Origin of the sequence: Pseudomonas sp. PDM19, assembly GCF_014852215.1 — a bacterium.
In the GTDB taxonomy this organism is placed as follows: domain Bacteria; phylum Pseudomonadota; class Gammaproteobacteria; order Pseudomonadales; family Pseudomonadaceae; genus Pseudomonas.
In genome coordinates this window covers 78,694-104,402 of sequence record NZ_JACVBG010000003.1, presented here as the reverse complement: position 1 = coordinate 104,402, position 25,709 = coordinate 78,694, and the positions used below count along the sequence as shown (strand labels likewise).

The following is a 25,709-nucleotide window of genomic DNA, read 5'->3' as shown; positions in this document are numbered from 1 at the left end:
GAAAACGGCTACGACTACTTGTGGTAGGGGTGCCTGGACAGAACCGTCCAGGCGCGGTAGATCTGCTCGCCGACCAGGATCCGCACCAGCGGGTGCGGCAGGGTCAGCGGCGACAGCGACCAGCGCTGCTCGCTGCGCGCGCAGACCTCCGGCGCCAGGCCTTCCGGCCCACCGACCATGAGGTTGACGGTGCGCGCGTCCAGGCGCCAGCGGTCGAGCTCCTGCGCCAGCTGGGGGGTGCTCCAGGGCTTGCCTTCGACTTCCAGGGTGACGATGCGTTCCCCCGGCTGGACCTTGCTCAGCATGGCCTCGCCTTCCTGGCGGATCAGCCGCGCCACGTCGGCATTCTTGCCGCGCGTGTTGAGCGGGATTTCCACCAGTTCCAGGGACAGCTCCGAGGGCAGGCGCTTGACGTACTCCGCCCAGCCCTCTTCCACCCAGCGCGGCATGCGCGAGCCGACCGCGATCAGACGCAGACGCACGGCAGGCTTACTCGGCGCTGTGCGAGGCGCGGCTCTGCTCGGCGCCCTGCCACAGGCGTTCCAGGTCATAGAACTGGCGGGTGGCCGGCTGCATGACGTGGACCACGACGTTGGCGAGGTCGATCAGGACCCACTCGCCGCCTTCCTGGCCTTCGCTGCCGATCGGGCGCACGCCCTGTTCCTTGACCTTTTCCAGGACGTTGTCGGCCAGCGACTTGACCTGACGGCTGGAGGCGCCGGTGGCGATGACCATGACGTCGGTGATGCTGGTCTTCTCGCGCACGTCGATGACGGTGATGTCCTGCGCCTTGAGATCTTCCAGGGCGGCGATGGTCAGTTCGACCAGTTGTTCGGTTTGCATGTATGACTCTCTAGCTTGATCAGTGAGACGCCTGGTACAGGCCGTGCGCCTCGATATAGTTCAATACCGCATCCGGCACCAGGTAGCGCACCGAGCGCCCCTGCGACAGGAGTTGGCGGATCTGGGTGGCGGATACTGCCAGCGGCGTCTGCCAGACGAAGGTGATCTGCCCGGCGGGGCCGGTCATCGCCTTCGGGTCGGCAACACTGCGCGCCGCCAGCAGGTCGCGCAGGTCTTCCGGCGGCTCGCTGTCGGCATCCGGGCGCTGCAGCACGACGATATGACAGTGCTCCAGCAACTCTTCCCAGCGATGCCAGGTCGGCAGGCCGCAAAATGCGTCCCAGCCGACCAGCAGGAACAACTGGTCCTGCTCATCCAGCTCCCCACGCAGCGACTCCAGGGTGTCGATGGTGTAGGAGGGTTTGTCACGCTTCAGCTCGCGGTCATCGACCACCAGCGGGATCACGCCGGCTACTGCCAGCTCGACCATCGCCAGCCGCTGCTCCGGTTTCACCTGGGGGGTGTCGCGGTGCGGCGGGCGGAAGTTGGGGATCAGGCGCAACTCGTCGAACTCGAACTGCTCGGCCATCTCCAACGCACTGCGCAGGTGACCGATGTGCACCGGGTCGAAGGTGCCACCGAACAGACCGACCCGACGGGAACACGCCTTGTTCATCAGGTCCGCACGTGTCCGTCGCCGAACACCACGTATTTCTCGCTGGTCAGGCCTTCCAGGCCGACCGGGCCGCGGGCGTGCAGCTTGTCGGTGGAAATGCCGATCTCCGCGCCCAGGCCGTATTCGAAGCCATCGGCGAAGCGGGTCGAGGCGTTGACCATGACCGAGGCCGAGTCCACTTCGGTGAGGAAGCGGCGGGCGTCGGTGAAGTTCTCGGTGATGATCGCATCGGTGTGCTGCGAGCCGTAGGTGTTGATGTGCTCGATGGCCGCGTCGAGGCCGTCGACAATACGGATCGACAGGATCGGCGCGTTGTACTCGGTGCGCCAGTCTTCCTCGGTGGCTTCCAGTACGTCGGCGCCCAGCAGCGCGCGGGTGGCGGCATCGCCGCGCAGTTCCACGCCCTTGTCACGGTAGATGGCGGCCAGCGGCGGCAGCACGCGGTCGGCGATGCCGGCGTGAACCAGCAGCGTCTCCATGGTGTTGCACGGCGCGTAGCGCTGGGTCTTCGAGTTGTCGGCGACGCGGATTGCCTTGTCCAGGTCGGCGGCGACGTCGATGTAGACGTGGCAGATGCCGTCCAGGTGCTTGATCACCGGGACCTTGGCGTCACGGCTGATGCGCTCGATCAGGCCCTTGCCGCCGCGCGGAACGATGACGTCGACGTACTCGGGCATGGTGATCAGCGCGCCGACAGCGGCGCGGTCGGTGGTTTCCACCACCTGCACGGCGCTGGCCGGCAGGCCGGCGGCGGCCAGGCCGGTCTGGATGCACGCAGCGATCGCCTGGTTGGAGTGGATCGCCTCGGAGCCACCGCGCAGGATGGTCGCGTTGCCGGACTTCAGGCACAGGCTCGCGGCGTCGATGGTCACGTTCGGACGGGATTCGTAGATGATCCCCACCACGCCCAGGGGCACGCGCATCTTGCCCAGCTGGATGCCGGACGGCACGTAGCGCATGTCGCGGATCTCACCGATCGGGTCCGGCAGCGAAGCGACCTGGCGCAGGCCTTCGATCATGTCGTCGATGCGCGCCGGCGTCAGGGCCAGGCGGTCGAGCATGGCGGGCTCCAGACCGTTGGCACGGCCATTGGCCAGATCCTGTTCGTTGGCTTCGGTCAGCTGGGCGCGGGCGGCGTCCAGGGCATCGGCTGCGGCCAGCAGGGCTTGGTTCTTCTGCGCGGTCGTGGCGCGCGCGACAACGCGCGACGCTTCACGGGCGGCGCGGCCCAGGCGGCTCATATAGTCGAGAACGGACTCGGTCATGATCTAACGCGTCTGCGTGAGGGAAATGCGCAAGTATAGCGGGAGCGCGCCCTCAGCGGCCAGCCACAGCAGCCGGCCGGTCAGCGACGCGCTTCGCGTAACGCCAGCGCCCGTCATCCCCCGCCCGCCGGTTACATCCGACACTCCCCGCCTCTCCCTGCCGCCCGAAGGTTGGGTAAACAAATTCGTATCGGCTGGTTACTTTGCAAGCATGGCTCATTGCCCCCGCAGCGTTCGCATTGCCAGGGAGGCACGCCAGGGAAGAACAACAAGAGGCGGCCCACCGCCGGAGAACTGCCATGCGCTATCGCACCGATTACAGCGCCCAGTCCCTGACCACCGCCCCGGCGGTGCTGGAACTGGACGGTTGGCAACTGCACTACCAGGCCTTCTCTTCACGGGAGGATGACACCCGCCCGCCGGTCCTGCTGCTGGGCGGCGCGTTCCAGAGCTTCCGCTCCTTCGCCAGCGAGGTCTCGGAGCTGCTCGCCGGGCACCCGGTGATCCTGCTCGACCTGCCCAGCCAGGGCGGCAACCTGCAACTGGCGCCAGAGCTGAGCCTGGAGGACCTGGCCGACCTGATCGCCGCCTTTGCGCAAACCCTGCAGCTGCCGCCGCTGATGCCCATCGGGCTGTCCTACGGCTCGGCGCTGGCCGCGCTGTTCGCAGCCCGCCACCCGGCGCGCTGCGGCCGCCTGCTGCTGGCCGGCATCACCGCCTTCGGCCGTCCCGGCGCCCGCGCACTGCTGGTGGAAGCCCTGGCGCGCCTGGAGCTGGGCGAGCAGACACCTTTCGCCCACGGCGTGCTGACCGGGCTGATCAACCCGCTGCGCCTGGCCGACACGGGCGTTTCCCCGGTATTCCGCAAGGCCCTGCTGCGCCAGCTGCAGCGCCTGACCCCGGCGGAGATCGAACGCTACCGGCAGAACAGCCAGCGCCTGCTGGCCTTCGGCGGCTTCGACCGCCACCCGCAGTGCCCGACCCTGGTGCTGGCCGGCGAGTACGACCACTTCACCCAGCCCTGGGAGCATGCCGAATTTGCCCACGCCTGCGCGGACGCCGAGTTCGCGCTGATCCACAACGCCGACCACTTGGCCCAGTTCGAGCGCCGCGATGCCTGCGCGCGGCTGTACAACCCGTTCCTGCGCGGTGAAGCACTGCCGCGCAGCGCCGCCGGTAGCACACGCTTCCAGCGCCAGCAGCTGCTGCACCTGGAACGCCGCTTCGAACCGCGCCTGGCGCCGGCCGACACCCGCGCCGTGCTGCGCAACGGCGAAGGTGGCGAATGGCGCTGCGAGCTGGCGGAGCTGGGGTATTTCGGCGGACTGGTCCGCGTCGAGCTGCCGGCAGATCGCCCGGCGCGCGGCTGGAAGCTGGCCGCCGCGGGCCTGCCGGAACTGGATATCCTGCCGCTGCGCTACTGCGGCGATGGGCTGGCCTTCATCTTCGCCCACGGCGACCCGCAGGCCAGCGCGGCGCTGGCGGCAATGGTGGTGCCGATGCAGCAGGGCGCGTGCGCGGCTTGAGACGCGACGGCGTATGACCACCAGAGGTCGTACGCCCTACACCCGCGCTTCGATCACCCGCACCAGGCTCGGCATCCGCCCCTTGGGCAACCCCAGCCCCGCGCCATCCACCTGCGGATCGAGCACAGCCACCCGACCGAACCCGCAGCCGCTGAACGCCTGCTCGATCTCGCCGGCACTGCGGTAATGCAGCGGATAGCCGCCACGGGTCAGCCGGCCGATCAACCCGACGCCCCAGCGGATCTGCCGGTAGCGCGGGTGTTCGCGCAGGTCGGGGTACAGTTCGGTCAGGTAGGTCGCTTCCGGGAACACCCGCAGGGCGGCCGCCAGACGGCGCCAGAAGCCCTCGATCACCGGGCGCTGAAAGTAGTTCACCAGCCCCTCGGTAATCACCGCCACCGGGCGGTCGCGGTCCAGCTCGGAGAACAGCGCAGCCAGGCTTTGCTCGCCCTGTTCGGCGAGGATATCCACGGCCCGCACGCGATGCTTGCCGTCCAGCCAGCCCTGTTCCTGCAGCAGCGCAGACTTGCGCGCCGCCATCGGCGGCAGGTCGGCTTCAATATAAGTCAGCTGGGGATAGCGCTCGCGGAAGCGCCGGCCACGGGGCGAAAGCCCACAGGCGATCTCCACCACCTGGGTCACACCACGCAATTCGATCGCCTGGGTCAGCCGGGCATCGATCAGCAGGTGACGTTGTAACAGGAAGTCTTCGATATTCAGCCCGAAGCCGATCCGCGCGCCCCAGTTGATCGGCGCCACGCAGCCATGCACCCAGCGGCCGAAAGCCGTGGCGAACGCCGGATCGGCCAGTTGGTGGCGATACCAGACGTAACCGGTGTAGTGCGCGCTGGGGGTGATGTGGGCGCTGTCGGCCCGGATCCGTTCAGCCATGCTTAAGAATCTTGTTGTTATGATTCCCCAGCCTAAGACCGGCCCGAGAACCGCGACAATCCGATGCCCGCCGAACCCAACCTAAGTTTGCCCTGGCCCGATGCGAACCCGCTGCCGGATGCCTTCTTCAACCGCGACGCCCTCACCGTCGCCCGCGAGCTGCTGGGCAAGGTGATCCGCCACCGGGTCGGCGAGCTGTGGCTGTCGGCGCGGATCATCGAGACCGAGGCCTATTACCTGGCCGAAAAAGGCAGCCACGCCTCGCTGGGCTACACCGAGAAGCGCAAGGCGCTGTTCCTCGATGGCGGGCACATCTACATGTATTACGCGCGCGGCGGCGACTCGCTGAACTTCAGTGCCGGCGGTGCGGGCAATGCGGTACTGATCAAGTCCGGCCACCCCTGGCTCGATCGCATCTCCGGAGACGCCGCCCTGGCCTGCATGCGCCAGCTCAATCCCGCCGCCGACGGCAGCGAACGCCCGCTGGGCAAGCTGTGCTCCGGCCAGACCCTGCTCTGCCGCTCGATGGGCCTGAAGGTGCCGGACTGGGACGCCCGGCGCTTCGACCCGCAGCGCCTGTTCGTCGATGACCTTGGCGAGCAGCCCTCGCTAGCCATCCAGGCCGCGCGCCTGGGCATTCCCCACGGCCGCGACGAACACCTGCAATACCGCTTCGTCGACGCCGCCTTCGCCAGCTTCTGCACGCGCAACCCTTTGCGTCGCGGACAGGTCGAAGGCCACGACTACCACCTGCTCGGAACCCAGGACGCCACCTTCCGATGATCGATCTCGCCGCCTTCAACACCTGGATGGCCACCCATCCGCAATGGCTCGCCCTGGTCCTGTTCCTGGTCGCCTTCCTCGAATGCGCCGCCGTCATTGGCATCATCCTGCCCGGCGTGGTGATGCTCTTCGCCATCGCCGTGCTGGCCGGCAGCGGCGCCCTCGGCCTGGGGGAAACCCTGGCGCTGGCGTTCTTCGGCGGCTTGCTGGGCGATTTGTCGTCCTACTGGATCGGCCGCCACTTCCACCAGGACATCCGCCGCCTGCCGGTGCTGCGCCACCATCCGGAATGGATGGCCGCCGCCGAAGGCTTCTTCCACCGCTACGGCGTCGCCAGCCTGCTGGTGGGCCGCTTCATCGGTGCGCTGCGGCCGTTCCTGCCGATGATCGCCGGTATGCTCGACATGCCTTTCGGCCGCTTCCTGGCCGTCTCCATCCTGGCCGCCGCCGGCTGGTCGATCGCCTATCTGGTGCCCGGCTGGGCCACCGGCGCGGCCATGCGCCTGCCGCTGCCCGAGGGCTTCTGGCCGGAGGCCGGGGTGGTCGCCGCCTGTGTCGCCGCGGTGCTGGCCCTGATCATCCACGCCGAACTGCGCAAGGAGCGGAAGGCTGCGCTGATCGGCGCCGTCGGCTGCTTCGCGCTGCTGATCGCCATGCTGATCGGCTGGCCGCACCTCGACGCCCTGGACAAGGGTCTGATGGCGCTGGTGCAGGAGCACCGCCACGCCTGGCTGGACGATGTGATGGTGGCCGTCACCCGCGTCGGCGACTTCCGCACCCAGTTCATCGCCGGCGCGCTGCTGGCTGTTCTGCTGGCCGCGCTGCGACTGTGGCGCCATGCGTTCTTCGCCGCCGGCACCATGGTCGGCACCGCCCTGCTCAACACCACCCTCAAGCACCTGTTCAGCCGCGCGCGCCCCGAAGTGATCGCCGACCCGCTGTCCGCCTTCAGCATGCCCAGCGGGCACAGCTCGGCATCCTTCGCCTTCTTCCTGGTGCTTGGCGTGCTGGCCAGCCGGGAAAAATCCCCACGTGTACGCCTGACCTGGATGCTGCTGGCGGTGATCCCTGCCGCCAGCATCGCGCTGTCGCGCGTGTACCTGGGAGCCCACTGGCCCAGCGACATCATTGCCGGCGCCCTGCTCGGCGCCTCGGTATGCGCCGCCAGCCTGTGGATAAGCCAGCGCCGCAGCGAGCTGCCGGCCCTGGCGCCGCGCATCTGGTGGAGCCTGCTGCCGACCGCCATGGTACTGCTGGCGGTGGCCAGCGCCTGGGGCCTGTCCGCGGCGATCCACCGCTACACGCCGCTCTGATCCCGCGTCAGGTCCAGGGGCGCTCGCGCATCAGTTCGGCGCAGCGCAACTGGACGAACTCGCGCAGCTGGGTCACCGCCCGGCTGAGCTGGGCGCGGTGGGTGCAGAACAGGTTCATCGGCGTAGCCTCGCCCAGGTAGTCCGCCAGCGCCACTTCCAGCCGACCGGCGCGTACGTCGGCCGCGACGTCCAGCCAGGACTTGTACACCAGCCCCTGCCCCGCCACGGCCCAGCGCCGCACCACATCGGCATCGTCGCAAAGGCGGTCGCCGCGCACCGCCACCACATGCTGCTTGCGGCTGTCGCTGAAGCTCCAGCGCTCATGGGCGCGCCCGCCGAGCATGTAGAGCAGGCAATTGTGCCGGTGCAGCTCGTCCGGGTGCGTCGGCTTGCCGTGGCGTGCGAAATACTCGGGAGCGGCACAGAGCACGCGGCGGTTGTCCGGGGCCAGCGGCAGCGCTACCAGGTTCGAATCACCCGGCTGGCCGAGACGAAAAGCCACGTCCACCGGCTGCCGGTAGAGATCGGCCTGGCGGTCGCTGATCAGCAGGCGCAGGTTCATCCTCGGGTGCAGCGCCTGGAATTCGTCGAGCCAGGGCAGCAGCACGTTGCGGCCGAAGTCCGACGGCGCCGAGACCTGGAAGTTGCCGGCAATCTCGCTCTTGCCGCCGGCCAGCAGCTGGCGGCCGTCGTCCAGGCTTTGCAGCGCGGCACGGGCGTGAGCCAGGTACAGCTCGCCCTCGGCGGTCAGGCGCAAACTGCGAGTGGAGCGGGCGAACAGGCGCACATCCAGCTCGCTTTCCAGGCGTTTGAGCGCTGCGCTGGCCACCGCCGGCGACAGTTCCAGCTCGCGGGCGGCGGCGGAAAGGCTGCCGCGCTCGGCGGTGCGGACGAAGATCTGCAGGTCGTCGAAACGCAGCATTTTCAAAAATCCTTTGAAAGAGACTCTCTACTTACGCGGTTTTTCTTCCCAACGAAAGAGAGCAGCATGCCCTCACCTTCCCCGCCCCACTGGAGATACCCGGATGAGCCTGACCCTGATCGCCATCATTCGCGCCAAGCCCGGCCGCGCCGACAGCCTGCAGGAGCGCCTGCACGGCATGCTCGCGCCGTCCCGCGCCGAGGCCGGCTGCCTGCAGTACGACCTGCACCGCGACATCAAGGACGCCGAGCTGATCTACATGATCGAGCAGTGGCGCGATGAGGAAGCCCTGGCCGAGCACGAAGCCAGTCCGCACTTCCAGGCCTTCGTGAAGGCCGCCGAACCCGATCTGGCGGAACTCGATATCCGCCTGATGAACCGCATCGACTGATCGCCTCGAACCCATAGGAATTCCCATGAAAGCCATCGGCTATACCCAGAGCCTGCCCAGCAACGACGCCAATTCCCTGCTCGACATCCAGCTGCCCGAGCCCACGCCCGGCCCACGCGACCTGCTGGTGGAAGTACGCGCCATCTCCGTCAACCCGGTGGACACCAAGGTGCGCCAGCGCGCCCAGCTCGCCGAAGGCCAGTACAAGGTGCTGGGCTGGGACGCCGCCGGCGTGGTTCGCGCGGTGGGCAGCGAGGTCAGCCTGTTCAAGCCGGGCGACAAGGTCTGGTACGCCGGCGACCTGACCCGCCCCGGCAGCAACGCCGAGCTGCAGCTGGTGGACGAGCGTATCGTCGGCCCGATGCCGCAGAGCCTGGATTTCGCCCACGCAGCCGCCCTGCCGCTGACCACCATCACCGCCTGGGAACTGCTGTTCGACCGCCTGCAGGTAGCCGAAGGCAAGGTCAGCGTCGGACAGAGCCTGCTGATCGTCGGCGCCGCCGGCGGTGTCGGCTCGATCCTCACCCAGCTGGCGCGCCAGCTCACCGGCATGACCGTGATCGGCACCGCTTCGCGTCCGGAAACCCAGGAATGGGTGCGCAACCTCGGCGCGCACCACGTGATCGATCACCGCAAGCCGCTGAGCGAAGAACTCAAGCGCATCGGCGTCGGCGAAGTCACCCACGTGGCCAGCCTCAACCAGACCGAGGAACACCTCGCCGAGATCGTCGCCAGCCTGCGCCCGCAAGGCCGCCTGGCGCTGATCGACGACCCGCTGAACCTCGACGTGCGCCTGCTCAAGCAGAAGAGCCTGTCGCTGCACTGGGAGTTCATGTACACCCGCTCGATGTTCCAGACCGACGACATGATCGAGCAGCACAAGCTGCTGCAGCGAGTGGCCGGGCTGATCGACAGTGGCGTGCTGAAGACCACCCTGGGCGAGCACTTCGGCAGGATCGACGCCGCCAACCTGCGCCGCGCCCACGCGCTGCTGGAAAGCAACACGGCCAAGGGCAAGATCGTGCTGGAAGGGTTCTGACCTGCGGCTCCCTGTAGGAGCGCCCCATGGGCGATCGCGGGCATGGCCCGCTCCTACAGGGCTACTCTTTCGCCTTGGACAGCAACCGACAGAGCTTCTCGGTCGCGTCGAGCATCGCGAAGCTCGGTTTCTCCAGGTTGCGATTCGGCACCACCCAGAGCTGCTTGAGCCGCGTGGCGCTGAGTTGCTGCATGCCGGTCCAGCTGCGCAGCTGGTCGTCGCTGGCCGCCAGGATCACCTGGGGATCGCGCGCCAATACCGCTTCCAGGCCAACCTGCGGCGCGGGCAGGTCCAGATCGGCGAACAGGTTGCGGCCCCCGCAAACCTCCAGCGCCTCGCTGATGATCTGCTGGCCACCGACGGTATAGAGCGGGCGATCCCACACCTGATAGAACACCTTGAGCGGCTGCTCGCGGCGGTACTGCGCCCGCAGCTGCGCCATGCCCGAATCGAAGGTTTCCGCCAGTTCACGGCCCTTTTCCGCCCTCCCCAGTCGCTCGCCCAGCTCGCGGAACTGTCGGGCGATATCCTCCAGACGGTGCGGATCGGCCACATAGACCGGGATGCCCACAGCCTGTAGACGCTGCAGCTGCGCTTCGGGCACGGCTCCAGGCCAGACCAGCAGCAGGTCAGGCTGCAGGGCAAGAATCTGTTCGAGGTTGACCTGGCCGTAGCGGCCGACGGACGGCAGGTCTTTCAGGGATTCCGCGCGCGGCCCGCCATCGAGCAGGCCGACCAGTCGGTCGGCGGCGCCCAGTTCGAGGACCATGTCGGTGAGGGAAGGCGCGAGGCTCACCACCCGCTCCGCCGCCACGACCGGTAAGCCGGCAAGCAGCAGGAGCAGGCAGAGGAAACGGCGCATCAGGCCAGTTGGCGCGGCAGGCGGTACAGCCAGAGGATGACCAGGCTGGCGAAGCCCAGCAGCAGGACGGGCACGCCATGCAGGTCGACCAGCACCGCCAGGGCGCCGATCCAGGCCGGCAGGCTGCCGACCAGCGCGCCACGGCGCTGCGCGGCGCCCAGCGCCTGCCAGGCGGCGGGTTCATCCACGCCGTCACGGGCCTTGCCGGTGGCAATCAGCGCATGCTTGTAGCGGCGGAACAGCGGCAGGGTGAGGAACATCGACAGCAGGCCGACGACGAACACCGGCGTGGCCAGCGACTCCGGCCCAGGCGCTTCGCCCACCAGCGCCAGCATCAGGTGCTGCGGCGCCAGCGCGAGCGCCAGCAGCAACCACCAGAGCAGATTCAGCCGGCGCCGGGCAGCGACGCGATTCACGAAGCGGATGCCTCGGCCTCGGCTTCGCCCTGATGCATGTTGCCCAGCATGTGGCCCAGCTTTCCTGCCTTGGTCTGCAGGTAACGCTTGTTGTGCGGGTTCAGGCCCTTCTGCAGCGGCACGCGCTCGGCAACGGTCAGGCCATAGCCTTCCAGCGCCTTCACCTTGCGCGGGTTGTTGGTCATCAGCCGCAGCGAGCAGACGCCCAGGTGCTTGAGCATCGGCAGGCACATGGCGTAGTCACGCTGGTCGGCGCCGAAGCCCAGGGCCAGGTTGGCTTCCACGGTATCGGCACCTTCGTCCTGCAGGGCGTAGGCGCGGATCTTGTTGAGCAGGCCGATGCCACGGCCTTCCTGACGCAGGTACAGCAGGACGCCGCGGCCTTCCTTGGCGATGGCCGACAACGCGCCCTCGAGCTGGAAACCGCAGTCGCAACGCAGGCTGAACAGCGCATCGCCGGTGAGGCACTCGGAATGCAGACGCCCCAGCGCCGGCTGGCCGTCGTCGAGCTTGCCCATGGTCAGGGCGACGTGTTCCTTGCCGGTTTCCTCGTCGAGGAAGCCATGCATGGTGAATTCGCCGAAGGGGGTGGGCAGCTTGGAGGCGGCGACGAAAACGACAGACACCGGAAACTCCTGAAAGATTTATCTAAGGAAGGAGGACCGGGATTGTAACAGCTGCGCCGGCCGCACCGTCATTGCGAATTCTGCAAGATAAGCATCGATGCTTTTGATAGAAGTCACGGGGACTGCAGACTACGGGCTCAGTGCTTGGCCTGGATGTACATCATGCCCTGGTCTTCGCGCCAGCCGACGCGGTTGAGGTAGCTCATGCCCAGCAGGATTTCGGTGGGGAAGTCGCCTTCGAGCACCACCGCCTCGACCCCCAGCACCTCGACGCCGCCGAGCTTCACGCTATTGAGCGTCACCCGCCAGCCCTTGGCCGTGCCGCTGGCGGTGGAGGCCATCATCGGCGTACCGCCGGCGCGGTAATCCAGCCCCAGGCGCCGGGCCTGACCTTCGTTCATGGCGATCGAGGTCGCGCCGGTGTCCACCAGGAACTGCGCATTCTGGTTGTTGATCGTGCCGGCCACCCAGTAATGGCCGCCGGTACCGCGGGCGATGCTGGTCTCGGCGTGCGCGGCCGGCGTGGCATAGCCGGCCGTGTTGTACTCGCGGCTCAACTCATAGGTCTGCTCGACGCCGCCCACGCGCAGCACCGCCTTGTGGCTGTCGGCACTGACCACCTGCACGCCTTCCGGGCCGGTCTGGCCGACCTTCACCAGCTTGCGCTGGCCATCGATGCTGAGCACCGCGGCACCGGGGAACAGCCCCACCACCTGCACCTGAGGCGCCGCCACGGCAGCGAAGGAGCAGAGAGACAGGCAGATCAGGGCGGACAGGCGCATGGCGATCACTCCTTGGGCGGCAGCAGCGGTTTCAGCGGGGCGTAGGGCCAGTGCCAGCGGGCGAAGATGCGTTCCAGCTCGCCGCTGCGGTAAAGCACCTGCATGCGTGAATCATAGAGTTTCGCCAATGCCCGCCCACGGTCGTTGTTGGCGAAGCCAAGATACAGCGCAATGGTGCCGATATCGGTGATGTGGTACTCGCTGGCATCAACGCCCCTGGCCTCGATCATCTCTTCCAGCTCGGGCCGCGCGTCGATGAAGTAGTCGATGCGGTGGCCGTCGAGCATTGGCAGGGCCGAGCTGCGCCGTTGCAGCTCGTTGCGCTGCTTGAGGTGGTCCAGGTAGCGGTCGAACGCATAGCCGCGCATCCACGCCAGGCGGTAGCGGTCGAGCGTGGCCAGGGTCGGCTGGGGAGAAGTCTTCAGGCCCAGTGCGCCGATCGGATCGACGTCATAGGGCCAGTGCGGATAGATGATGTGATCGATTTCGTTGCGGTAGGAGCCGACCCAGGCGTCCGCCTCGCCGCGCTGCACCAGCCCGACCGAGCGCACGTAGGGCTCGCTGCGCAGGCTCAGGCGCACACCTTCGGGTTCGTAGATGGCCCGCAGCAGATCCCAGGCCAGGCCACGCCCGTCTGCCTGGCTGTAGTTGACCCAGACTTCGCTGACCACCCGGACTTCCGCGGGCAGCCCGGCAGGCGCTTCGGCGGCCTTGTCAGAGGCCAGGGCCGACGTCAGGGAAGTCGCCGGCAGCCAGCACAGGCAGAGGAGCAGGCACAGCAGTCGGCGCATCGATCTTCCTCAGATCAGCCAGTGGGCCCAACCCCATGTCAGGCCTTGCATCACCAGCCAGGCAAAAACGCCGGCCAGCACATCGTCGAGCATGATGCCGACGCCGCCATGGACGTTGCGGTCGATCCAGCTGATCGGCCAGGGCTTGGAAATGTCGACGATGCGGAACACCACGAACCCGACCAGCAGCCACCACCAGCCTTCCGGCACCAGCCAGAGGGTGATCCACATGCCGACCATCTCGTCCCAGACGATGCCTTCGTGATCGTGCACGCGCAGGTCGTCGGCAACCTTGCCGCACAGCCAGAAGCCGAACAGCATGGTGACGCCCAGCATCAGCCAGTAACCCCAGTCCGGCAGCATCTGCCAGAGTGGTATGAAGGGTAGCGCAACCAGCGAACCCCAGGTGCCCGGCGCCTTGGGCAGGGTGCCCGAGCCGAAGCCGAAGGCCAGGAAGTGCCAGGGATTGCTCCATACCGAATGGGGTACGGGTTGGGCCGGGGCCTGGTTGGGGTGTTCTGTCACGGTCACTCCATGAAATGCAGGTAGCCGCCCTGATGCGGCGTGATGTCGGCACCAGCGCCATCGAGCACGCGTACGCCCGAACCGGCTTCCACCCTACCGACCACGCGTAGGGCCGGCCAGTTCGCCGAAAGTGCCGGCAGATGCTCGGCAGGCAGGGTGAAGGCGAGCACGTAGTCGTCACCGGCGCCCAGCTTGAGCTGCTGCGCGCGCTCGGCGCCCAGCAGGGTTTCCAGCGCCGGGCTTTCCGGCAGCTTGTCGGCTTCGACGATGAGCGCCACGCCAGAGGCGCGGGCGATGTGTCCGCAGTCGGCGAGCAGCCCGTCGGAAATATCCAGCGCCGCGGTGGCCTTGCCGCGCAGCGCCTGGCCGAAGTCCAGCTGCGGCTGCGGCGACCAGTAGCGCGCCAGCAGCGGCTCGGCGACGGACGGTTCGGCGGTCATCTCGCCCAGTACCAGCGGCAACGCCCCGCCCGCTTCGCCCAGCGGGCCACCGACGCAGAGCAGGTCGCCCGGCCGCGCACCGGCGCGGGTCAGCGCCTGCCCGGCGGGCACCCCGCCGAATACGGTGACGGTCATCGCCAGCGGGCCACGGGTGGTGTCGCCGCCGATCAGCACCAGCGCGCATTCCTGCGCCTTCTGGTTCAGGCCACGGGCGAAACCTTCCAGCCAGGCCGGGTCGGCCTCGGGCAGGGTCAGGGCAAGGGTGAAGCCGATGGGCGCGGCGCCCATGGCCGCCAGGTCGCTGGCGGACACCGCCAGGGCACGCTGGCCAAGCAGGAAGGGATCGCAGACGGCGGGAAAATGCACGCCGACGACCAGGGTGTCGGTGGAGATCGCCAGCTGTTCGCCGGCCTTGGGCGCGAGGAGCGCGCAGTCGTCGCCGATCCCCAATGCCACTGCCTCGCCGCCGGCCGCACAGGCGGCCGAGGCGAAGTAGCGACGGATCAGCTCGAACTCACCCATGCCTCAGCGCTTGGCGCCACGCAGTTCGGCGGCGCGCAGGCGCGGAGCGAGCTTGTCCAGCACGCCGTTGACGAACTTGTGTCCGTCGGTGGCGCCGAAGGTCTTGGCCAGCTCGATACCTTCGTTGATGACGACCTTGTACGGCACGTCCAGGCGATTGCGCAGCTCGTAGGTGGCCAGGCGCAGGATGGCCAGCTCCACCGGGTCGATCTCTTCCAGCGCACGGTCCAGGCAGGGAGTGAACGCCTCGTCCAGATCGGTCTTCAGGCGCGGTACGCCGTGCAGGATCTCGTGGAAGTAGGCACCGTCGACATCACTGAAATCGTTGTCGGTACGGAAGGTCGCCTCGATCTCGTTGAGCGGCTGGCCAGCCATCTGCCAGGAGTACAGGGCCTGCACCGCGAGGCTGCGGGCCTTGCGACGCATGGCGATCTTGTTCGGCTTGGCGGGCTTGGCCGGGGTGTTGTTGCCGTCCTGGGTGCTCACTTGGCCTCCAGCTGCGACAGCAGGCTCACCATTTCCAGGGCGGACAGGGCAGCTTCGGCGCCTTTGTTGCCGGCCTTGGTGCCGGAGCGCTCGATGGCTTGTTCGATGGAGTCGACAGTCAGCACGCCGAAGGCGACCGGCACACCGAACTGCAGGGAAACCTGCGCCAGACCCTTGGTGCACTCACCAGCAACGTACTCGAAGTGCGGGGTGCCGCCACGGATCACCGCGCCGAGGGCGATGATGGCGTCGAACTCGCCGCGCTGGGCGACTTTCTGCGCTACCAGCGGGATTTCGAAGGCGCCCGGAGCACGGATCACGGTGATTTCGCTCTGGGCGACGCCGTGGCGCACCAGCGCGTCGATAGCGCCTTCCACCAGGCTTTCCACCACGAAGCTGTTGAAGCGGCCAACCACCAGGGCGAAGCGGCCTTTGGGGGCGATGAAGGTACCTTCGATGGTCTTCAGGGTCATGGGCAAGTCTCACTGTTAAAGAGCCGGAGCGTCACTGTGGCGCTCCGCAAATAGGGTAGAAGAACGGCACCGCCGTGCCAGGGCACGGCGGCGAGGTTCATTCAGCGGGCAGGTATTCTACAACTTCCAGGTCGAAACCGGATATCGCGTTGAAGCGCATCGGTGCCGACATCAGGCGCATCTTGCGAACGCCCAGGTCGCGCAGGATCTGCGAACCGGCACCCACGGTGCTGTAGGTGGTGGTCGGCTTTTGCACGGGCGCCGGGGTATTGGTGATCTCGCGGACATGCGCCAGCAGATCGTCGCCGCCGACCTGGTGACCCAGCAGCAGGACCACGCCGGTGCCGGCCTCGGCCACCTTGGCCATGGCCGCGCGCAGGCTCCAGCGGCCCGCCTGGTTGACCATCAGCAGGTCGCGCAGCGGGTCGGGGTTATGCACACGCACCAGGGTCGGCTCTTCCGGGCAGACGTTGCCCAGGGTCAGCGCCAGGTGCACGTCGCCTTCCACGGAATCGCGGTAGGTGATCAGCTTGAACTGGCCCAGTTCGGTATCCAGCGGCTGCTCGGCGAGGCGCTCGACGGTGCGCTCGTGGATCAGGCGGTAGTGGATCAGGTCGGCGATGGTGCCGATCTTGATGCCGTGCTGCTGGGCGAACTCTTCCAGTTCCGGGCGACGGGCCATGGTGCCGTCGTCGTTCATGATCTCGCAGATCACGCCGGACGGCTCGAAACCGGCCATGCGCGCCAGGTCGCAGGCCGCTTCGGTGTGACCGGCGCGAGCCAGTACGCCGCCGGGCTGCGACATCAGCGGGAAGATGTGCCCGGGGCTGACGATGTCGGCGGCAACCGCGTTCTTCGCGGCGGCGGCCTGCACGGTGCGGGCGCGGTCAGCGGCGGAGATGCCGGTGGTGACGCCTTCAGCGGCCTCGATGGAGACGGTGAACTTGGTGCCGAAGCCGGAACCGTTGCGCTGCACCATCAGCGGGATGCCCAGGCGCTCGCAGCGCTCGCGGGTCATCGGCATGCAGATCAGGCCACGGGCGAAGCGGGCCATGAAGTTGATGTCTTCGGTGCGGACACACTCGGAGGCGATGATCAGGTCGCCTTCGTTCTCGCGGTCCTCGTCATCCATGAGGATGACCATCTTGCCCTGACGCATGTCGTCGAGCAGTTCTTCAATGCTGTTGAGTGCCATACGGGGAAGAGCCTTATCAGTGTTTCATGAAGCCGTTTTCGGCCAGGAATGCTTCGGTGATGCCGCCAGCGCCGGCGGCGGGGTCCGCCGCCTTGTCGCCGAGCAGCAGGCGCTCCAGGTAGCGCGCCAGCAGGTCGACTTCGAGGTTGACCAGGCGACCACCGCGGTAGTCCGCCATGATCGTCTCCTGCACGGTGTGCGGGACGATGGTCAGCTCGAACTCGGCGCCGTTGACCGCGTTCACCGTCAGGCTGGTGCCGTCCACGGTGATCGAGCCCTTGAGCGCGATGTACTTGGCCAGCTCACGCGGTGCGCGCACGGTGAACTGGATGGCGCGGGCGTTTTCCTCGCGCTTGACGATCTCGCCGACGCCGTCGACGTGGCCGCTGACCAGGTGGCCGCCCAGGCGGGTGGTCGGCGTCATGGCTTTTTCCAGGTTCACCCGGCTGCCGATCTTGAGCTGCGCGAAGGCGGTGCGCGCGAGGGTCTCGCGGCTGACGTCGGCCCAGAAGCCGTCGCCGGGCAGTTCCACCGCCGTCAGGCAGATGCCGTTGACCGCGATGCTGTCGCCGAGCTTGACGTCGGCGAGGTCGAGCTTGCCGGTCTTCACGTACAGGCGCACGTCACCGCCTTTCGGGGTGATGGATGCGATGGTGCCGATGGATTCGATTATGCCGGTGAACATGAGGCCTCCCGCACGGCAAAGGCCGCTGGCCGGCAAGGCCGCGTAGCCAACTGGGAAAGATGATGCATGTGGCGAACTCCTGTTTTGGTTAAAAAACAGGGCGTATCGATCGAAGGGATTTCACGGACGCGCGCAGGCACGCCCCGATGGCTCATCCCGTTCTCTCTTCATCCGGACTATTACCGTCGGCCCCGGAATCACACCGGGTCTGCTGACCCTGGCCATCCGGCGAACCGGTCTGGACAGGCGCTCGCGGGCTAGACGCATTGCGCGCCATTACCGCCGGTGGGGACTTGCACCCCGCCCTGAGAACGTCAATCGCGGTCGTTACAGCGTCGACCGCGTGTGGCGTTTTACCACAGGCCGGCGCAAGTCGGAAGCTTCCTATTGATCGCTCCGCGCCCGGCGGCAAGCCCAAGTCAGTGGCGCCGGCGCGCCATCACAGCGGTCTGGCCGTGACCAGCCAGTCGTCTCCCACTGCGCGGATGTCGACGATCTTCAGCTCGCGGGATTCACTCATGCGCTCCAGCGGCAGCTCCAGCAGCGGGCGCGCGGAGGAGCCGAGCAGCTTGGGCGCCATGAAGATGCTGTACTCGTCCACCAGCCCGAGGCGGGCGAAGGCTCCAGCCAGGCGCGGACCGGCTTCCACCAGCACCTCGTTGACGCCACGGCGGCCGAGTTCGGCCAGCAGCGCCATCAGGTCGACCTGGCCGTCGAGGCCGGCGAGGTTCAGCAGTTCGTGGCCGACCACGGCGTAGTTCGGATCGTCCTGGGTGCTCACCACCAGCGCCGGGCCGGCCTGGAAGAAGGTGGCGGTCAGCGGCACGCGCAGGCGGCCGTCGATCAGCACGCGCAGCGGCTGGCGCCGGGAGGCCACTTCAGCCTGTTCGGCGTCCAGGCCCAGCTCGTCCGGGCGCACGGTGAGGCGGGCGTCATCGGTCAGCACCGTATCGGCACCAGACAGCACCACGCTGGCTTGCGCGCGCAGGCGCTGCACGGCGCGGCGCGCGGCTGGGCCGGTGATCCACTGGCTCTCACCACTGGCCATCGCGGTGCGGCCGTCCAGGCTCATCGCCAGCTTCACGCGGACGAACGGCAAGCCGGTTTCCATGCGCTTGAGGAAGCCCTGGTTCAGCGCGCGGGCTTCGTTTTCCAGCACGCCGGAGCGCACTTCGATGCCCGCTTCGGCAATGCGCTTCATGCCGCTGCCGGCGACCTGCGGGTTCGGGTCCTGCATGGCCGCGACTACGCGAGCGAGGCCGGCGCCGATCAGCGCATCGGCGCACGGCGGCGTGCGGCCGAAATGGCTGCAGGGCTCCAGGGTGACGTAGGCGGTGGCGCCACGGGCCTTGTCGCCAGCCTGGCGCAGGGCGTGGACTTCCGCGTGGGGCTCGCCGGCGCGCACGTGCCAGCCTTCACCGACCACCTCGCCATCGCGGACGATGACACAGCCGACGCGCGGGTTGGGATGGGTCGTGTACCAGCCCTTGCGCGCCAGCTCGATGGCGCGGGCCATCCAGAACTCATCCATGCCACTCATTCCTTCGACGGCTCGCGAGCCAGGCGCTCGATTTCCTCGCGGAACTCGTTGAGGTCCTGGAAGCGGCGGTACACCGAGGCGAAGCGGATATAGGCGACCTCATCGAGCTTCTGCAGCTCGGCCATCACCAGCTCGCCCAGCACCCGCGACTTGATCTCGCGCTCGCCGGTGGCGCGCAGCTTGTGCTTGATGTGCGCCATCGCCTCCTCGAGTCGCTCGATGCTCACCGGACGCTTCTCCAGCGCACGCTGCATTCCGGCGCGCAGCTTGTCCTCGTCGAAGGGCTGGCGACTGCCGTCCTGCTTGATCAGGCGCGGCATGACCAGTTCGGCGGTCTCGAAGGTGGTGAAACGCTCGCCGCAGTTCAGGCACTCACGGCGCCGGCGGACCTGGTCGCCCTCGGCGACCAGGCGCGAATCGATGACTTTGGTGTCGTGGGCGCCGCAGAAAGGACAGTGCATGGCGAGTCTTGGGCAGTCAGGAAAGGTAAGAGGCTCATGGTAGCGCATCGACTGGCCGAAGAAACCCCGCTCCCACGAGACACGCCGCAGGCATTAGGCTATATAGGCGCCCGCCTGGAATCTGTTGCGATGGAGCCCGCCATGTTCGCCCGCCTGCTCTGCCTGTCCCTTACCGTCCTGCTGGCCGCCTGCGCCAGCGAGAAGCCTGCACCGGTCACCCAGCCAGTCGCCGTCACGAAGAAATCGACTTCCCCGCTGGACGAGCCCGTGCCGGCCAACATGCGCGCCCTCAGCGGCCAGCTCAGCAGCTCCCAGGGCTTCCTGCCAGCCGGCAGCGAAGTGGAACTGGCGCTGCTGGTGATCGACCAGCGCGACCGCCCGCAGCAGTTGCTCTCCAGCGAGAAGATGATTGCCACCGGCCAGGCCCTGCCGTTCCGCGTGGTGTTCAACCCGGAATCCTTCCCGGCCGGCGCCCGCGTCGAACTGCATGGCCGCGTCTCGCAGTCCGGCCAGCTGGCCTGGCGCCTGCCGCCGGTGCGCATCACCCAGCCGGAAACCCGCGCCCTCGGCGAGCTGCGCTTGGAGCGCGCGCCGTGACGCCACCGCTTTCCCTGCAGACAGCCCTCGGTGAACTGCTCGGCGACGCGCGCCTGTCCGCCGAAACCTTGCCGGGCACCGACATCCGCCTCTGGCTGATCGACGCGCAGAACATGGACCGCGAGTTCAGCCCCGACGAAACCCGGCGCATCCTCGAAGAACCGCCCTACTGGTGCTTCTGCTGGGCCAGCGGCCTGGTGCTGGCGCACTGGCTGGCCGAGAAACCCGAGTGGGTGCGCGGCAAGCGCGTACTGGATTTCGGCGCAGGCTCAGGCATCGCCGCCATCGCCGCGGCCAAGGCCGGTGCCGCCGAAGTGGTGGCCTGCGACCTCGACCCACTGGCGCTGGACGCCTGCCGCGCCAACGCCGAGCTGAACGGTGTGGAGCTGAGCTATTCGGCGGACTTCTTCCAGGAGCAAGACCGCTACGACCTGATCATCGTCGCCGACGTGCTCTACGACCGCGCCAACCTGCCGCTGCTGGACGAATTCCTCAGCCGTGGCCGCGAGGCCCTGGTCGCCGACTCGCGGGTCCGCGACTTCAGCCATCCGCTGTACCAGCGCCTGGGTATTCTCGACGGCTGCACCTGGCCGGACCTGGCCGAGCCGGCCGAATTCCGCCACGTCAGCCTCTATCACGCGCGCCGCGGGTAGCGCCGGCGCGGCGGGGCAAACCATCTCGGATACAGTCCTACGCTCAATGCGCGACGGGTGCGCCATTGTAGGAGCGGGCCATGCCCGCGATCGCGCCCATGGGGCGCTCCTACAGGGAATGCCGGCGCCAGCGTGTGGGTTGTTTCCGTCAGGCAGCGCCCCCACTTATAGTGGCAACCACCTTCATCGCCCCACTCGATTCGAGATTCCCTATGAGCGATACGCCTTACATCTTCGACGCCAGAATCGCCAACTTCGATCAGGTCGTCATCGAGAACTCCTTCCACAAGCCGGTCCTGGTGGACTTCTGGGCCGACTGGTGCGCCCCGTGCAAGGCGCTGATGCCGCTGCTGGCGCAGATCACCGAGTCCTACCAGGGCGAGTTGCTGCTGGCCAAGGTCAACTGCGACGTCGAGCAGGACATCGTGATGCGCTTCGGCATCCGCAGCCTGCCCACCGTGGTGCTGTTCAAGGACGGCCAGCCGGTGGATGGCTTCGCCGGCGCGCAGCCCGAATCGGCGATCCGCCAGATGCTCGAGCAGCACGTACAGCCACCCGCTCCGGCCGCCGATAATCCACTGGAACTGGCGCAGAACGCCTTCAACGAAGGCCGCTTTGCCGAAGCCGAGGCACAACTCAAGGTGCTGTTGGGCGAAGACAACACCAACGCCGCCGCGCTGATCCTCTACGCCCGTTGCCTCGCCGAGCGCGGCGAGCTGGGTGAAGCCGAGACCGTGCTCGACGCAGTGAAGAGCGACGAGCACAAGCAGGCGCTGGCCGCCGCCAAGGCCCAGCTGACCTTCCTGCGCCAGGCTGCCGACCTGCCCGACGCCGCCACACTGAAGACCCGCCTGGCCGCCGACGCCAACGACGACGAAGCCACGTACCAACTGGCCGTCCAGCAACTGGCCCGCCAGCAGTACGAGGCGGCGCTGGACGCCCTGCTCAAGCTGTTCGTGCGCAACCGCAGCTACGGCGAGGACCTGCCGCGCAAGACGCTGGTCCAGGTGTTCGACCTGCTGGGCAACGACCATCCGCTGGTGATCGCCTACCGGCGCAAACTGGCGAACGTGTTGTACTGATAAACAGGGCGCCGCGAGGCGCCCTTTTTCATGGCGGCATGGGCTCGGTCCGTGCCAGCGCTTTCCCCCAGCGCAGAGGCCTCCCGAACCGTAGGGCGCATAACCTGGAACAGGTTATGCGCCATCAAATTCGCGGCGGATAACGCTGGCGCGTTACTCGCCCTACCAGAGCAGGCCGCGAAGGTTTCTACTCCTCGATCCAGTTGAAGACCTGCACACCCTCGTGCACCTCGATCTTCACCTTCGGACTGTGCCGCAGGCGCACCAGCAGCCCCTTCGCCGCCCCTGAACTCCCCGCCAGCGCCGCCAGCTCATCCAGCAGTTGCGGTCCCTCGCTGCTGCCACTGCGGCGCAGCAGGCCCTGCGCGGCCAGCCACAGCTGATCCACTGGCGCGCCCGCTGCGGGCGCCGGCACGGCAGCGGCCACCGGCGCCACAGCGGCAGCCGGCAGGTTCTGCGCCAGCCGCGCCCAGTCGGCGTCGTCCATCTCCACGGTGAGGTCCACCGGCCAGTCGCCGATGGTGCCCTTGATTCTCAGCATCGCCCTTCTCCTCGCGGCCTTTCGCGCATGCTCCCACGGTGCAGGCGTCGCGCCAAATGAACGCTAAGCTGGCGTTAATAATTCATCTGTTATAACGTAACAAAATCATTCAACAGACCGGAGTTTCCCATGCGCCCCCTGCTCCTCGCTGTCGCCCTGCTGCCCCTCGCCGCCCAGGCCCACGACGAACATGAACACGGCAGCCTCGGCAAGCACGAGCATGGCGTCGCCCAGCTCAACGTCGCCCTCGACGGCAAGACCCTGGAACTGGAGATGGACAGCCCGGCGATGAACTTCGTCGGCTTCGAGCACACCGCCACCAGCGACGCCGACAAGGCCACGGTTGCCGCCGTGCAGGCCCAGCTCAAGCAGCCGCTGCAACTGCTCGCCCTGCCCGTCTCGGCAAAATGCAGCGTGCAGTCGGTGGAGCTATCCAGCCCGCTGTTCGGCGATGCGCCCAAGGCGGAAGACCACGATCATGACCACGAACATGCAGATGGCGACCACGACGAACACGAAGGTCACCAGCACGCCGACATCGACGCCCACTACCAGCTGACCTGCGCCCAGCCGCAGGATCTCGCCACCCTCGATTTCGCGCCGCTGTTCAAACGCTTCCCGGCGACCCAGAAGATTCAGGTACAACTGATCGGCCCGAGCGGCCAGCAAGGTGCAGAATTGACCGCCGCCAACCCGACCCTGAACTTCTGATCACGACGCTCTGAAATGACCGCACTGCTCGAACTCGACAACCTCGGCTTCGCCTGGCCCGGCCAGGCGGAGCTGCTGGACATCCCGGCCTTCACCCTGGCCCGTGGCGAGACCCTGTTCCTCAAGGGCCCGTCCGGCAGCGGCAAGACCACCCTGCTCGGCCTGCTCGGCGGCGTGCAGCGCCCCCAGCGCGGCAGCGTGAAGCTGCTCGGCGAAGACATCGCGCAGATGAAGCCTTCGCGCCGCGATCATTTTCGCGTCGATCACACCGGCTACATCTTCCAGCAGTTCAACCTGCTGCCGTTCCTTTCAGTGCGGGAAAACGTCGAGCTGCCCTGTCACTTCTCCCACAGCCGCGCCGAGCGCGCGACCCTGCGCCACGGCAGCGTGGCCAAGGCCGCCGAGGCGCTGCTCAAACATCTGGGCCTGGGCGATGCGGCGCTGATCGAACGCCGCGCCGACAGCCTGTCGATCGGCCAGCAGCAGCGCGTCGCCGCCGCCCGCGCGCTGATCGGCCAGCCGGAACTGGTGATCGCCGACGAACCGACCTCGGCGCTGGACGCCGACGCCCGCGAAGCCTTCCTCCAATTGCTGTTCGCCGAATGCCGCGAGGCCGGCGCCAGCCTGCTGTTCGTCAGCCACGACCAGAGCCTGGCGACCCTGTTCGATCGCAGCCTGTCGCTGACCGACCTCAACCGCGCCGCCCGCGCTCCGGGAATCTGAGCATGTACCTGTTGCGCCTGGCGCTCGCCAGCCTGTCCAACCGCCGCTTCACCGCGCTGCTGACCATCTTCGCCATCGCCCTCTCCGCCTGCCTGCTGCTGGCGGTGGAGCGCGTACGCACAGAGGCCAAGGCCAGCTTCGCCAGCACCATCTCCGGCACCGACCTGATCGTCGGCGCCCGCTCCGGCTCGGTGAACCTGCTGCTCTACTCGGTATTCCGCATCGGCAATGCCACCAACAACATCCGCTGGGAAAGCTACGAGACGGTGACCCACAGCCCGCTGGTGAAGTGGGCCATCCCGATCTCCCTGGGCGATTCGCACCGCGGCTATCGCGTCATGGGCACCGACACCGGCTACTTCGAGCACTACCGCTTCGGCCGCGGGCAGACGCTGGAGCTGGCAGAGGGCAAACCGTTCGGCCAGGACCTGTTCGACGTGGTGCTCGGCGCGGAAGTCGCGCAGGCCCTGCATTACAAGCTGGGCGACAAGATCGTCCTGGCCCACGGCGTCAGCACCATCAGCCTGGTGCAGCACGACGACAAGCCGTTCACCGTGGTCGGCATCCTCAAGCGCACCGGTACGCCGGTGGACCGCACCCTGCACATCTCCCTGCAAGGCATGGAGGCGCTGCACGTCGACTGGAAGAACGGCGTCCCGGCACGCGGCGCCGGCCGCGTCAGCGAAGACCAGGCGCGCGGCATGGACCTGCAGCCCAAGGCGATCACCGCCTTCCTGCTGGGCCTCAAGAGCAAGGTGGCAACGTTCACTCTGCAGCGGCAGATCAACGAATACGACGGCGAACCGCTGATGGCGATCCTCCCCGGCGTGGCGCTGCAGGAGCTGTGGGGGCTGATGGGCACGGCGGAGAAGGCGCTGTTCGTGGTCTCGCTGTTCGTGGTGCTGACTGGCCTGATCGGCATGCTCACCGCCATCCTCACCAGCCTCAACGAACGCCGCCGCGAGATGGCCATCCTGCGCTCGGTGGGCGCGCGGCCCTGGCACATCTTCAGCCTGCTGGTGGCGGAAGCCTTCGCTCTGGCGCTGGCGGGCGTGGCACTGGGCATCGGGCTGCTCTACGCCGGCATCGCCGGCAGCCAGGCGTACGTCCAGGCGAACTACGGCATCTTCCTGCCATTGGCGCTGCCCAGCGCCTATGAATGGTCACTGCTGGGCGGCATACTCCTGGCGGCGCTGCTGATCGGTTGTGTACCGGCGTGGCGTGCCTACCGGCAATCGCTGGCCGATGGCCTGTCGATCCGCCTCTGATTCAGCCCCCTGCGAGCCAGCCCCCTGAAGGAAAGCCCCATGCGTCGCCTGCTGTTTCTCCTGCTGATGCTCACCAGCGCCGCCGTCTGGGCGGCGCCGCGTGAGCTGAGCTGGCCGGAACTGATCCCCGAGGGCGCACCGCCGCCCCCGCCGCCAGTGCCGCTGCACGATATGTCCAAGCTCTCCGATGTACTCAATTCGGAGAGTGGACCGGCGGTGAAGCAGCAGATACCCAACGCTCCCGTGGTACAGCAGCTGGACGGCCAGGAAGTGAAGATGCCCGGCTACATCGTGCCGCTAGAAGTGGAGGAAGACGGCCAGACCGTTCGCGACTTCCTGCTGGTGCCCTACTACGGCGCCTGCATCCACGTGCCGGCACCGCCGTCCAACCAGATCGTCTATGTTCGAGGCGGCAAGGGCGTAAAAGTCGACGAGCTTTATCAGCCCTTCTGGATCATCGGCAGGATGAGCGTGAAGGCGATGGAAAGCGACCTCGCCGAGGCCGGCTACCAGATGCAGGCCAGCAGCATCGAACCCTACGAATACACCGGCCAGTGACAGGGCGCGGCGCTTTGCCGCACCCTCGATTCCTACAAAGCTTGTGGTCTTTATTGAGCCAGGTCAAAAGTGCGCTTTTAGCGCTGTCTACTATTCTGGGCACCAACACTTATACCAAAGAGA

At 67.4% G+C, this 25,709-nt stretch carries 32 protein-coding genes and 1 riboswitch; of the genes, 12 read left to right on the top strand and 20 right to left on the bottom strand.

Annotation, left to right across the window (positions count from 1 at the left end):
- Positions 1-14: 14 nt before the first annotated feature.
- Genes rlmH through IB273_RS16480 form a run of 4 tightly spaced genes read right to left on the bottom strand, consistent with a single transcriptional unit; the run spans position 15 to position 2,784 of the window.
- On the bottom strand, positions 15-482 hold the full coding sequence (rlmH, locus tag IB273_RS16495) for a 23S rRNA (pseudouridine(1915)-N(3))-methyltransferase RlmH (RefSeq protein WP_192224563.1): 468 nt from the start codon (positions 480-482) through the stop codon (positions 15-17).
- A 7-nt stretch (positions 483-489) separates the two neighbouring features.
- Positions 490-843 (bottom strand): ribosome silencing factor, encoded by a 354-nt coding sequence (gene rsfS / locus IB273_RS16490; RefSeq protein WP_024763994.1) that lies wholly within the window; start codon positions 841-843, stop codon positions 490-492.
- A gap of 19 nt (positions 844-862) precedes the next feature.
- The gene (gene nadD, locus IB273_RS16485; protein WP_192224562.1) at positions 863-1,519 is read right to left on the bottom strand and encodes a nicotinate-nucleotide adenylyltransferase; all 657 of its coding nucleotides are present in this window, start codon (positions 1,517-1,519) and stop codon (positions 863-865) included.
- Entirely contained in the window at positions 1,519-2,784 is a 1,266-nt protein-coding gene (locus tag IB273_RS16480) for a glutamate-5-semialdehyde dehydrogenase (RefSeq protein WP_192224561.1), read from the bottom strand. Before IB273_RS16480 ends, nadD begins: the two co-directional genes overlap by 1 nt.
- A 299-nt stretch (positions 2,785-3,083) precedes the next feature.
- On the opposite strand from IB273_RS16480, the gene IB273_RS16475 reads away from it, so the two are divergent.
- Positions 3,084-4,310 carry an alpha/beta fold hydrolase gene (locus tag IB273_RS16475; RefSeq protein ID WP_081517139.1) on the top strand — a complete coding sequence of 409 codons (1,227 nt, stop codon included), beginning with the start codon at positions 3,084-3,086 and terminating at the stop codon, positions 4,308-4,310.
- Between the two features lie 36 nt (positions 4,311-4,346).
- On the opposite strand, the gene IB273_RS16470 is transcribed toward IB273_RS16475, so the two are convergent.
- On the bottom strand, positions 4,347-5,201 hold the full coding sequence (locus IB273_RS16470) for a class I SAM-dependent methyltransferase (RefSeq protein ID WP_081517138.1): 855 nt from the start codon (positions 5,199-5,201) through the stop codon (positions 4,347-4,349).
- Positions 5,202-5,264: 63 nt separating this feature from the next.
- On the opposite strand from IB273_RS16470, the gene IB273_RS16465 reads away from it, so the two are divergent.
- Positions 5,265-5,984, top strand: a complete 720-nt coding sequence (locus IB273_RS16465) for a DNA-3-methyladenine glycosylase (protein WP_151189297.1) — start codon at positions 5,265-5,267, stop codon at positions 5,982-5,984.
- Positions 5,981-7,297 carry a bifunctional DedA family/phosphatase PAP2 family protein gene (locus IB273_RS16460; RefSeq protein ID WP_151189296.1) on the top strand — a complete coding sequence of 439 codons (1,317 nt, stop codon included), beginning with the start codon at positions 5,981-5,983 and terminating at the stop codon, positions 7,295-7,297. Before IB273_RS16465 ends, IB273_RS16460 begins: the two co-directional genes overlap by 4 nt.
- Positions 7,298-7,304: 7 nt before the next feature.
- Here the strand turns inward: IB273_RS16460 and IB273_RS16455 are convergent, their stop codons facing one another.
- Positions 7,305-8,219 (bottom strand): LysR family transcriptional regulator, encoded by a 915-nt coding sequence (locus IB273_RS16455; protein ID WP_081517135.1) that lies wholly within the window; start codon positions 8,217-8,219, stop codon positions 7,305-7,307.
- Between the two features lie 103 nt (positions 8,220-8,322).
- On the opposite strand from IB273_RS16455, the gene IB273_RS16450 reads away from it, so the two are divergent.
- Both IB273_RS16450 and IB273_RS16445 read left to right on the top strand, forming a co-directional pair.
- Complete coding sequence (locus tag IB273_RS16450; protein ID WP_017521835.1) at positions 8,323-8,610, top strand: putative quinol monooxygenase; 288 nt, start codon at positions 8,323-8,325, stop codon at positions 8,608-8,610.
- Between the two features lie 25 nt (positions 8,611-8,635).
- Positions 8,636-9,649, top strand: a complete 1,014-nt coding sequence (locus IB273_RS16445) for a zinc-binding alcohol dehydrogenase family protein (protein WP_192224560.1) — start codon at positions 8,636-8,638, stop codon at positions 9,647-9,649.
- Positions 9,650-9,710: 61 nt separating this feature from the next.
- On the opposite strand, the gene IB273_RS16440 is transcribed toward IB273_RS16445, so the two are convergent.
- The 13 genes from IB273_RS16440 to nrdR all read right to left on the bottom strand — a co-directional run bounded on the left by IB273_RS16440 (position 9,711) and on the right by nrdR (position 19,453).
- Positions 9,711-10,511, bottom strand: coding sequence for a cobalamin-binding protein (locus IB273_RS16440; protein WP_192224559.1), 801 nt, complete (start codon positions 10,509-10,511; stop codon positions 9,711-9,713).
- The gene (locus tag IB273_RS16435; protein ID WP_192224558.1) at positions 10,511-10,927 is read right to left on the bottom strand and encodes an MFS transporter; all 417 of its coding nucleotides are present in this window, start codon (positions 10,925-10,927) and stop codon (positions 10,511-10,513) included. Before IB273_RS16435 ends, IB273_RS16440 begins: the two co-directional genes overlap by 1 nt.
- The gene (ribA, locus tag IB273_RS16430; protein ID WP_081517131.1) at positions 10,924-11,553 is read right to left on the bottom strand and encodes a GTP cyclohydrolase II; all 630 of its coding nucleotides are present in this window, start codon (positions 11,551-11,553) and stop codon (positions 10,924-10,926) included. The genes IB273_RS16435 and ribA overlap by 4 nt, the downstream gene beginning before the upstream one ends.
- A gap of 137 nt (positions 11,554-11,690) precedes the next feature.
- A complete protein-coding gene (locus tag IB273_RS16425; protein ID WP_081517130.1) occupies positions 11,691-12,335 on the bottom strand; it encodes a TIGR02281 family clan AA aspartic protease in 645 nt (214 codons plus the stop codon).
- A gap of 5 nt (positions 12,336-12,340) precedes the next feature.
- Positions 12,341-13,126, bottom strand: a complete 786-nt coding sequence (locus IB273_RS16420) for a substrate-binding periplasmic protein (protein ID WP_081517129.1) — start codon at positions 13,124-13,126, stop codon at positions 12,341-12,343.
- A 9-nt stretch (positions 13,127-13,135) separates the two neighbouring features.
- Entirely contained in the window at positions 13,136-13,651 is a 516-nt protein-coding gene (locus tag IB273_RS16415; protein WP_081517128.1) for a phosphatidylglycerophosphatase A, read from the bottom strand.
- Between the two features lie 2 nt (positions 13,652-13,653).
- Positions 13,654-14,613 (bottom strand): thiamine-phosphate kinase, encoded by a 960-nt coding sequence (gene thiL / locus IB273_RS16410; RefSeq protein ID WP_081517127.1) that lies wholly within the window; start codon positions 14,611-14,613, stop codon positions 13,654-13,656.
- 3 nt (positions 14,614-14,616) lie between these two features.
- On the bottom strand, positions 14,617-15,099 hold the full coding sequence (gene nusB, locus IB273_RS16405; protein WP_138216902.1) for a transcription antitermination factor NusB: 483 nt from the start codon (positions 15,097-15,099) through the stop codon (positions 14,617-14,619).
- Complete coding sequence (gene ribE, locus IB273_RS16400) at positions 15,096-15,572, bottom strand: 6,7-dimethyl-8-ribityllumazine synthase (protein ID WP_081517125.1); 477 nt, start codon at positions 15,570-15,572, stop codon at positions 15,096-15,098. Before ribE ends, nusB begins: the two co-directional genes overlap by 4 nt.
- Before the next feature lie 97 nt (positions 15,573-15,669).
- Entirely contained in the window at positions 15,670-16,767 is a 1,098-nt protein-coding gene (gene ribBA / locus IB273_RS16395; RefSeq protein WP_081517124.1) for a bifunctional 3,4-dihydroxy-2-butanone-4-phosphate synthase/GTP cyclohydrolase II, read from the bottom strand.
- Between the two features lie 16 nt (positions 16,768-16,783).
- Entirely contained in the window at positions 16,784-17,452 is a 669-nt protein-coding gene (locus IB273_RS16390; protein ID WP_192224557.1) for a riboflavin synthase, read from the bottom strand.
- A 154-nt stretch (positions 17,453-17,606) separates the two neighbouring features.
- Positions 17,607-17,769: riboswitch (FMN riboswitch) on the bottom strand.
- 122 nt (positions 17,770-17,891) lie between these two features.
- The gene (gene ribD / locus IB273_RS16385; protein WP_192224556.1) at positions 17,892-18,992 is read right to left on the bottom strand and encodes a bifunctional diaminohydroxyphosphoribosylaminopyrimidine deaminase/5-amino-6-(5-phosphoribosylamino)uracil reductase RibD; all 1,101 of its coding nucleotides are present in this window, start codon (positions 18,990-18,992) and stop codon (positions 17,892-17,894) included.
- Complete coding sequence (gene nrdR, locus IB273_RS16380) at positions 18,989-19,453, bottom strand: transcriptional regulator NrdR (protein WP_045215192.1); 465 nt, start codon at positions 19,451-19,453, stop codon at positions 18,989-18,991. The genes ribD and nrdR overlap by 4 nt, the downstream gene beginning before the upstream one ends.
- A gap of 129 nt (positions 19,454-19,582) precedes the next feature.
- On the opposite strand from nrdR, the gene IB273_RS16375 reads away from it, so the two are divergent.
- The 3 genes from IB273_RS16375 (at position 19,583) to trxA (ending at position 21,785) form a co-directional block, all read left to right on the top strand.
- Entirely contained in the window at positions 19,583-20,050 is a 468-nt protein-coding gene (locus IB273_RS16375) for a YbaY family lipoprotein (RefSeq protein ID WP_081517121.1), read from the top strand.
- Positions 20,047-20,703 carry a class I SAM-dependent methyltransferase gene (locus tag IB273_RS16370; RefSeq protein ID WP_151189288.1) on the top strand — a complete coding sequence of 219 codons (657 nt, stop codon included), beginning with the start codon at positions 20,047-20,049 and terminating at the stop codon, positions 20,701-20,703. Before IB273_RS16375 ends, IB273_RS16370 begins: the two co-directional genes overlap by 4 nt.
- 212 nt (positions 20,704-20,915) lie before the next feature.
- Positions 20,916-21,785 carry a thioredoxin gene (gene trxA / locus IB273_RS16365; protein WP_192224555.1) on the top strand — a complete coding sequence of 290 codons (870 nt, stop codon included), beginning with the start codon at positions 20,916-20,918 and terminating at the stop codon, positions 21,783-21,785.
- 187 nt (positions 21,786-21,972) lie between these two features.
- Here the strand turns inward: trxA and IB273_RS16360 are convergent, their stop codons facing one another.
- A complete protein-coding gene (locus IB273_RS16360; protein ID WP_192224554.1) occupies positions 21,973-22,326 on the bottom strand; it encodes a hypothetical protein in 354 nt (117 codons plus the stop codon).
- A 129-nt stretch (positions 22,327-22,455) separates the two neighbouring features.
- Here IB273_RS16360 and IB273_RS16355 point away from each other — a divergent pair, with 129 nt between their 5' ends.
- Genes IB273_RS16355 through IB273_RS16340 form a run of 4 tightly spaced genes read left to right on the top strand, consistent with a single transcriptional unit; the run spans position 22,456 to position 25,586 of the window.
- Entirely contained in the window at positions 22,456-23,037 is a 582-nt protein-coding gene (locus IB273_RS16355; protein ID WP_081517117.1) for a DUF2796 domain-containing protein, read from the top strand.
- 15 nt (positions 23,038-23,052) lie between these two features.
- Entirely contained in the window at positions 23,053-23,760 is a 708-nt protein-coding gene (locus tag IB273_RS16350; protein ID WP_081517116.1) for an ABC transporter ATP-binding protein, read from the top strand.
- 2 nt (positions 23,761-23,762) lie between these two features.
- Positions 23,763-25,028 (top strand): ABC transporter permease, encoded by a 1,266-nt coding sequence (locus tag IB273_RS16345; RefSeq protein WP_192224553.1) that lies wholly within the window; start codon positions 23,763-23,765, stop codon positions 25,026-25,028.
- A gap of 39 nt (positions 25,029-25,067) precedes the next feature.
- Positions 25,068-25,586, top strand: coding sequence for a DUF3299 domain-containing protein (locus IB273_RS16340; RefSeq protein WP_081517114.1), 519 nt, complete (start codon positions 25,068-25,070; stop codon positions 25,584-25,586).
- The last annotated feature ends 123 nt before the right edge of the window (positions 25,587-25,709 follow it).

What these genes read in the sequence shown, in the direction of transcription:
- rsfS (WP_024763994.1), bottom strand. Translation starts at nt 843, where the DNA reads ATGCAAACCGAACAACTGGTCGAACTGACCATCGCCGCCCTGGAAGAT.
- nadD (WP_192224562.1), bottom strand. Translation starts at nt 1,519, where the DNA reads ATGAACAAGGCGTGTTCCCGTCGGGTCGGTCTGTTCGGTGGCACCTTC.
- IB273_RS16480 (WP_192224561.1), bottom strand. Translation starts at nt 2,784, where the DNA reads ATGACCGAGTCCGTTCTCGACTATATGAGCCGCCTGGGCCGCGCCGCC.
- IB273_RS16475 (WP_081517139.1), top strand. Translation starts at nt 3,084, where the DNA reads ATGCGCTATCGCACCGATTACAGCGCCCAGTCCCTGACCACCGCCCCG.
- IB273_RS16470 (WP_081517138.1), bottom strand. Translation starts at nt 5,201, where the DNA reads ATGGCTGAACGGATCCGGGCCGACAGCGCCCACATCACCCCCAGCGCG.
- IB273_RS16465 (WP_151189297.1), top strand. Translation starts at nt 5,265, where the DNA reads ATGCCCGCCGAACCCAACCTAAGTTTGCCCTGGCCCGATGCGAACCCG.
- IB273_RS16460 (WP_151189296.1), top strand. Translation starts at nt 5,981, where the DNA reads ATGATCGATCTCGCCGCCTTCAACACCTGGATGGCCACCCATCCGCAA.
- IB273_RS16455 (WP_081517135.1), bottom strand. Translation starts at nt 8,219, where the DNA reads ATGCTGCGTTTCGACGACCTGCAGATCTTCGTCCGCACCGCCGAGCGC.
- IB273_RS16450 (WP_017521835.1), top strand. Translation starts at nt 8,323, where the DNA reads ATGAGCCTGACCCTGATCGCCATCATTCGCGCCAAGCCCGGCCGCGCC.
- IB273_RS16445 (WP_192224560.1), top strand. Translation starts at nt 8,636, where the DNA reads ATGAAAGCCATCGGCTATACCCAGAGCCTGCCCAGCAACGACGCCAAT.
- IB273_RS16440 (WP_192224559.1), bottom strand. Translation starts at nt 10,511, where the DNA reads ATGCGCCGTTTCCTCTGCCTGCTCCTGCTGCTTGCCGGCTTACCGGTC.
- IB273_RS16425 (WP_081517130.1), bottom strand. Translation starts at nt 12,335, where the DNA reads ATGCGCCTGTCCGCCCTGATCTGCCTGTCTCTCTGCTCCTTCGCTGCC.
- IB273_RS16420 (WP_081517129.1), bottom strand. Translation starts at nt 13,126, where the DNA reads ATGCGCCGACTGCTGTGCCTGCTCCTCTGCCTGTGCTGGCTGCCGGCG.
- thiL (WP_081517127.1), bottom strand. Translation starts at nt 14,613, where the DNA reads ATGGGTGAGTTCGAGCTGATCCGTCGCTACTTCGCCTCGGCCGCCTGT.
- ribE (WP_081517125.1), bottom strand. Translation starts at nt 15,572, where the DNA reads ATGACCCTGAAGACCATCGAAGGTACCTTCATCGCCCCCAAAGGCCGC.
- ribBA (WP_081517124.1), bottom strand. Translation starts at nt 16,767, where the DNA reads ATGGCACTCAACAGCATTGAAGAACTGCTCGACGACATGCGTCAGGGC.
- IB273_RS16390 (WP_192224557.1), bottom strand. Translation starts at nt 17,452, where the DNA reads ATGTTCACCGGCATAATCGAATCCATCGGCACCATCGCATCCATCACC.
- ribD (WP_192224556.1), bottom strand. Translation starts at nt 18,992, where the DNA reads ATGAGTGGCATGGATGAGTTCTGGATGGCCCGCGCCATCGAGCTGGCG.
- nrdR (WP_045215192.1), bottom strand. Translation starts at nt 19,453, where the DNA reads ATGCACTGTCCTTTCTGCGGCGCCCACGACACCAAAGTCATCGATTCG.
- IB273_RS16375 (WP_081517121.1), top strand. Translation starts at nt 19,583, where the DNA reads ATGGAGCCCGCCATGTTCGCCCGCCTGCTCTGCCTGTCCCTTACCGTC.
- trxA (WP_192224555.1), top strand. Translation starts at nt 20,916, where the DNA reads ATGAGCGATACGCCTTACATCTTCGACGCCAGAATCGCCAACTTCGAT.
- IB273_RS16360 (WP_192224554.1), bottom strand. Translation starts at nt 22,326, where the DNA reads ATGCTGAGAATCAAGGGCACCATCGGCGACTGGCCGGTGGACCTCACC.
- IB273_RS16355 (WP_081517117.1), top strand. Translation starts at nt 22,456, where the DNA reads ATGCGCCCCCTGCTCCTCGCTGTCGCCCTGCTGCCCCTCGCCGCCCAG.
- IB273_RS16350 (WP_081517116.1), top strand. Translation starts at nt 23,053, where the DNA reads ATGACCGCACTGCTCGAACTCGACAACCTCGGCTTCGCCTGGCCCGGC.
- IB273_RS16345 (WP_192224553.1), top strand. Translation starts at nt 23,763, where the DNA reads ATGTACCTGTTGCGCCTGGCGCTCGCCAGCCTGTCCAACCGCCGCTTC.
- IB273_RS16340 (WP_081517114.1), top strand. Translation starts at nt 25,068, where the DNA reads ATGCGTCGCCTGCTGTTTCTCCTGCTGATGCTCACCAGCGCCGCCGTC.